The organism is Streptomyces poriferorum (genome assembly GCF_019399235.1).
Taxonomy (GTDB): domain Bacteria; phylum Actinomycetota; class Actinomycetes; order Streptomycetales; family Streptomycetaceae; genus Streptomyces; species Streptomyces poriferorum.
Genome location: NZ_JAELVH010000407.1, coordinates 1 through 5,034, shown reverse-complemented (window position 1 = coordinate 5,034; position 5,034 = coordinate 1). Strand labels below are relative to the sequence as shown.

The 5,034-nt window shown below is 71.1% G+C and carries 5 protein-coding genes and 1 pseudogene; 2 read left to right on the top strand and 4 right to left on the bottom strand.

What is annotated here, in order from left to right; all coding sequences use genetic code 11:
* From JGS39_RS37080 to JGS39_RS37065, 4 genes and pseudogenes are all read right to left on the bottom strand, one after another.
* A pseudogene (locus JGS39_RS37080) lies at window positions 1-273 on the bottom strand (amidohydrolase family protein); the annotation flags it as partial.
* On the bottom strand, window positions 270-1,550 hold the full coding sequence (locus JGS39_RS37075) for an amidohydrolase family protein (protein ID WP_219574168.1): 1,281 nt from the start codon (window positions 1,548-1,550) through the stop codon (window positions 270-272). The gene JGS39_RS37075 and the pseudogene JGS39_RS37080, both read right to left, overlap by 4 nt.
* 17 nt (window positions 1,551-1,567) lie before the next feature.
* A complete protein-coding gene (locus JGS39_RS37070) occupies window positions 1,568-2,452 on the bottom strand; it encodes an SDR family NAD(P)-dependent oxidoreductase (protein WP_219574167.1) in 885 nt (294 codons plus the stop codon).
* Window positions 2,449-3,249: an acetoacetate decarboxylase family protein gene (locus JGS39_RS37065; RefSeq protein WP_219574166.1), complete on the bottom strand. Its 801-nt coding sequence runs from the start codon at window positions 3,247-3,249 to the stop codon at window positions 2,449-2,451. The genes JGS39_RS37070 and JGS39_RS37065 overlap by 4 nt, the downstream gene beginning before the upstream one ends.
* 112 nt (window positions 3,250-3,361) lie before the next feature.
* Between JGS39_RS37065 and JGS39_RS37060 the strand changes: the two genes are divergently transcribed.
* Together JGS39_RS37060 and JGS39_RS37055 are read left to right on the top strand one after the other, a co-directional pair.
* The gene (locus JGS39_RS37060; RefSeq protein WP_219574165.1) at window positions 3,362-4,006 is read left to right on the top strand and encodes a TetR/AcrR family transcriptional regulator; all 645 of its coding nucleotides are present in this window, start codon (window positions 3,362-3,364) and stop codon (window positions 4,004-4,006) included.
* 29 nt (window positions 4,007-4,035) lie between these two features.
* On the top strand, window positions 4,036-5,034 hold a 999-nt coding region (locus JGS39_RS37055; protein WP_219574164.1), incomplete at its 3' end, for a DEDDh family exonuclease.

Genomic DNA, 5,034 nt, shown 5'->3' with positions numbered 1-5,034 from the left:
GGCCATCAGGGAGGCGGAGGGGAAGAAGGGCGGGATGGTGTTGGGGAAGACGACTTCCGCGACGATGCCGTCCGCCTCCAGCTCGGCGAGGCGACGGTCCGAGTTCCAGTTCCGGTCGGCGGTGTCGGCGACCAGGTCCTCGTACGGGTTGACGTAGGCCGCCGCCCAGGCGTCGAAGTCGTCGTGGTGCTTCGACTCCAGGTACGGCTTGTAGTCGAGCAGGTCGGCGCCGGCGTGGCAGTCGGCGGAGATGACGGTGTAGCGGTCCGTCATGACGCCCCCAGGACCGGGAAGTCGTGGTCGGTCAGCCAGTGCCGGCCGACCTCGCGCGAGCGGGCCCAGGACGCCTCGACCGCCGCCTGATCGGTGCTCTGGCCCAGGTCCGCGGGGGTGGGTCCGATGCGCGCGGCAATGGGGGCGAGCCTGTCCTTGTCGAAGCCGAAGACCTCGGCGGCCGCGAGGCCCAGCATCACGCGGGTCTCGGCGACGGGAATGTCGTGGAAGGTGTTGCGCAGCCAGTTCGCGGTGTTCGGCCAGGTGCCCTCGGGGTGCGGGAAGTCGCTGCCCCACAGGATGTTGCCGACGCCGATCTCGTACCGCTGGGCGAGTTCGCGGCGTTTGGTGTTGGTGGCGCAGATGAACACCTGCCGGTCGAGGTACTCGTGCGGCGGGCGCTTCAGTTCGGCGAACGGGGAGAGCTTCTTGCCGCCGTGGGCGCCGAGGTAGAGCCGGTCCATGAACCAGAGGAGGTTCGGCAGCCACCAGCAGCCTGACTCCGCGACACCGAACTTCAGCCCGGGATGCCGTTCGAAGGCGCCCGACCAGAGGAGGAACCAGAGCGGGCGGGAGGGCCACCAGGTGACCTCGGAGACGTAGATCCCGAGGTGGTCGCCGTACTCGTGGCGCGGCGCCGCGCCGGAGTGGGTGACGATCGGCATGCCCGTCTCGGCGGCGGCCGCCCACACGGGGTCGTAACGGCGGTCGTGGTACGGGGCCTTGTCCACCCACATCGAGGGGATCATCAGGGCGCCGAGACCGGACTCCTTCGCCCGGTGGATCTCGGCGACGACCCGGCCGACCTCGCCGGTGACGGGCAACAGGGCGACACCGCAGTGGCGTTCGGGGTGCTGGGAGACGAACTCGGCGAGCCAGCGGTTGTGGGCCTGCGCTCCGGCCATGCCCAGCTCGGGGTCCTGGTCCCCGGAGAGGCCGAGGCCGACCCCGAAGGGGGCCGCGGTGCGGCTGTCGACGGCGTCCGCGTCAGGGAAGACGACCTCGGCCGCCACGCCGTCGCCGTCGAGCTCCTTGAGGCGCTGCGTCGCGTCCCAGCCGCCCCTCAGTCCTTCCTCGTTGTCGTGGAACCACTTGTCGGCGAAGGCCTCGTTGCGCACGCCGAGGCGGGTCATCTCCTCGCGGCGGCGGTCGCGGCCGGCCAGGAAGTCGTCGAACTCGCGGTGGAACCGGCTGTCCAGGTAGGGCCGGTACTCCTCGGTGGGAAGCCCGGCGTGGCAGTCGGAGGAGATGATCAGGTACGGGTCGTCGTCGGTCATCGCTGGGTCCTGTCCCCTCAGTCGAGTATGAAGTTCTCCAGGTAGGACGGGTTGGAACGCTCCAGCATCGACTGCGACCTGGCGCGGATCTGCCGGTCGCTGTGCTCGCTGTCGGGCAGCATCCAGAAGCGGTCGGCACGGATCCCGTCCACGACGGTGGCGGCCACGTCCTCCACGGGCGTGAACTCCACCTCGTGGCCGCCCGCCTTCATGGCCTTCTCCCACTGGTCGAGGCTGCGGTACGGGGTCCTGCGCGGGCGTTCCTTGGCGTACCGTTCGGGCCGGTTGCGGTGCGACTCCCACAGTCCGGTACGCAGCATGTGCGGGCCGGGGAACAGGACCGAGGCACCGACCGCGGCGCCCTCCGCCTTCAGGTGCGCGTACAACGACTCGGTCATCGTGACGACGGCTGACTTGGTGACGGCGTACACGGACGCGGTGGGCAGCGGGGCGATTCCGCCGTCGCCGGACGAGGTGTTGACGACGTGGCCGGGGCCGCCGTCCGCGAGCATGCGCGGCAGGAAGGCCTGGATGCCGTGGAAGACGCCCCACACGTTGACGGCGAAGGCCCACTTCCAGTCGTTGGGCTCGTGCTCCCACATCCGGCCCTCGGCTCCGGAGCCGACCCCGGCGTTGTTGCACAGCACGTGCACGGCGCCGAAGGTCTCGTACGCGGCCTCGGCCAGCGCCCGCACGGAGTCGCGCTCGCTGACGTCGACGGGCCGGGCCAGCACCTGTGCGCCCTCCGCGCGCAGTTCACCGGCCGCCTTGTCGAGAGCGCCCTCCTCCACGTCGGCGAGTACGACCTTCAGCCCCTCGGCCGCGAACCGCCGGGCCATCGCGAGTCCGATGCCGCTCGCGGCGCCGGTGACGACGGCGACCTGCCCCTCCTGAAGCCTCATCGGACGCTCCCTCGCGGCGGGCCGTCGTGGATCTGCTGCGGATCGTCGTAGCGCTGGTGGATGTACGGCAGGAGCGCGTCGGCGCTCACCCGCTCGACGGCCCGGCCCTGCTGGTCGCTGGTCTTCTCGCCGATGGTGATGTCGAGGACGCGCAGTACGGGGAGGTCGGCGACCGGGTCGTACATGGACTCGCGCAGCACGACGTCGCCGGTGATCCGCTCCAGCCGGCGGACCTTCTCGTGGCGGGTGCAGTGGATCAGTACGGGGTCGGCGTCGAAGCCCTCGCCGTCCACCGCGGGCAGGAACTTGAAGTAGAAGTCGAGCTTGGTGGACGGTCCGGGCAGTGGGAGCGGTTCGCCGACCGCGCCGCGGATCTCTACGAAGGCGATGCCGTGGCGGGCGAGCGAGGCGTGCACGACGAGTCCTTCGCGCTCCACGCTGACCTCACCGAGCTTCTTCGGCTCGCCGAACACCTCCCGGCCGCCGGTCAGGGCCCGCTCGTGGGTCATCGGCATGACCAGCGGGTACCAGCCCTCGTGCCCGTCATGGACGGCGGCGACGGCGACGGAGCCCGCGCCGAGCGGATAGCCGGTCAGATCGACCTTGCTGATGTTCGCCCGGACGAGCGGACGGGCCGAGGGTTTCAGGGGTGGTGGGAGGACTGCGGCCACCGCGTCCGGGTCGCTCTCCCAGACGGCGGCGACGCCGGTGGACCAGATGTCGGGGAGCCGGGAGCGGGCCGCGCGGGCCTCCGCGATCTCGGCCTCGGTGCGCGCGCCGTACCGTACACGTGCCATGCGGTGCCACCCTTCTCGGTTGTCCGCGCCGGGTTCTGTAACACAGTTACACCGGAGCGCGTGAAGGGTAAATAGCCGTGCTTGTAACGGAGTTCTGGAGACCGGAGGAGCTGTGGCTCGATCGTCGCTGACCCGTGAGGAGGTCCTCGCGGCCGCTGCGGGACTCGTACGGCAGCACGGTCCGCCGGCCCTCACCATGCGCAGACTGGCCGCCGAACTGGGCACCGCCGTCACGTCGATCTACTGGCACGTCGGCAACCGCGAGTCGCTGCTGGACGCCCTGGTCGAGCGCACCGTCCAGGAGATGGGCACCCTCCGCCCCGCCGGCCGCACCCCGGTGACCAGGATCGTCTCCGTGGCCCGCGGGCTGCGCCGGGAGCTGCGCGCCCGCCCGCATCTGATCGCGATGGTCCACGAACGGGGACTGACGGAACGCATGTTCCTGCCGGCCCAGCAGGCGCTCGCCCACGAGGTGCACGCCGCCGGGCTGCGCGGCTCCCGGGCGGCGGACGCGGTACGGGCGGTGCAGTTCCACACCGTCGGCTTCCTGCTCGTCGAGCGCAACCGGGAGCGGTCGCCCGTGCAGTCGCCAGCCGAGGGCGATCTGTGGAGTACGTCGACGGCCGGCGGCGACCCCGCACTGGCCAGGGCGCTGGCCCGGCCGGCCGACCAGGAACGGCTGTTCGTCACGTCCGTACGGGCCCTGGTGGACGGGCTGCTCGTCGTCGGCGGACCCCCAGGGGTGACGGCCGAATAGGGGACTGTCGGTGGCGGCCCGTATTCTCTGTGACCATGCTCGACGACCGCCAGACCGCAGCACCGTGGCCGACCGCCTACCCGCAGGGGTACGCGGTCGTCGACGTGGAGACCACCGGCCTCGCACGGGACGACCGGATCATCTCCGCCGCCGTCTACCGCCTGGACGCCCAGGGCAACGTCGAGGACCACTGGTACAGCCTCGTCAACCCGGAGCGTGATCCCGGACCTGTCTGGATCCACGGCCTGACGAGCGATGTCCTGGAAGGCGCCCCGCTCTTCCCCGAAGTGGCCGCGCAGCTCTCCGAGCGGCTCGCCGACCGTGTGCTCGTCGCGCACAACGCCGCCTTCGACTGGTCGATGCTGGCCCGGGAGTACGCACGGGCCGCGGTGATCGCCCCCGTCCAGCAGCGGCTGTGCACCATCGCGCTCTCCAAGGAGCTGCGGCTGCCGCTGCCCAACCACAAGCTGGAGTCGCTGGCCGCGCACTTCGGCGTGGTGCAGGAGCGCGCGCACCACGCGCTGGACGACGCCCGGGTGCTCGCCGAGGCGTTCCGCCCCAGCCTGCACGCGGCGGCGCGGGACGGAATGCGGCTGCCGCTGCTGGAGTGCCGGCCGCTGACCGAGTGGTCGGACTCCCCCGTCACCCCGCGGATCGGCTACCAGCCCTCGTACGGGGCACAGAACAGCTGGCGCCCCTCTCGCAAGCGCCCGGCGTGCCCGTATCCGAACCCAGGTCGGTACGAAAAGGAAAAACCTCTCATGCAGGGCATGCGGGTGGCGTTCTCCGGCGACACCTCGATCGACCGCGAGCTCCTGGAGGACCGGGCCGTGGAGGCGGGGCTCCATGTGGCGACGAGCGTCTCCCGGCTGACGAGCCTGCTCGTCACCAACGACCCGGACGCCGCGACCTCGAAGACGGTGAAGGCGAAGTCGTTCGGCACGCCGATCGTCGACGAGAGCGCCTTCACCCATCTCCTGCGGGACGTGGCCGCGTCCATCAAGGTACCGGCGCCGACGCCGTCATCG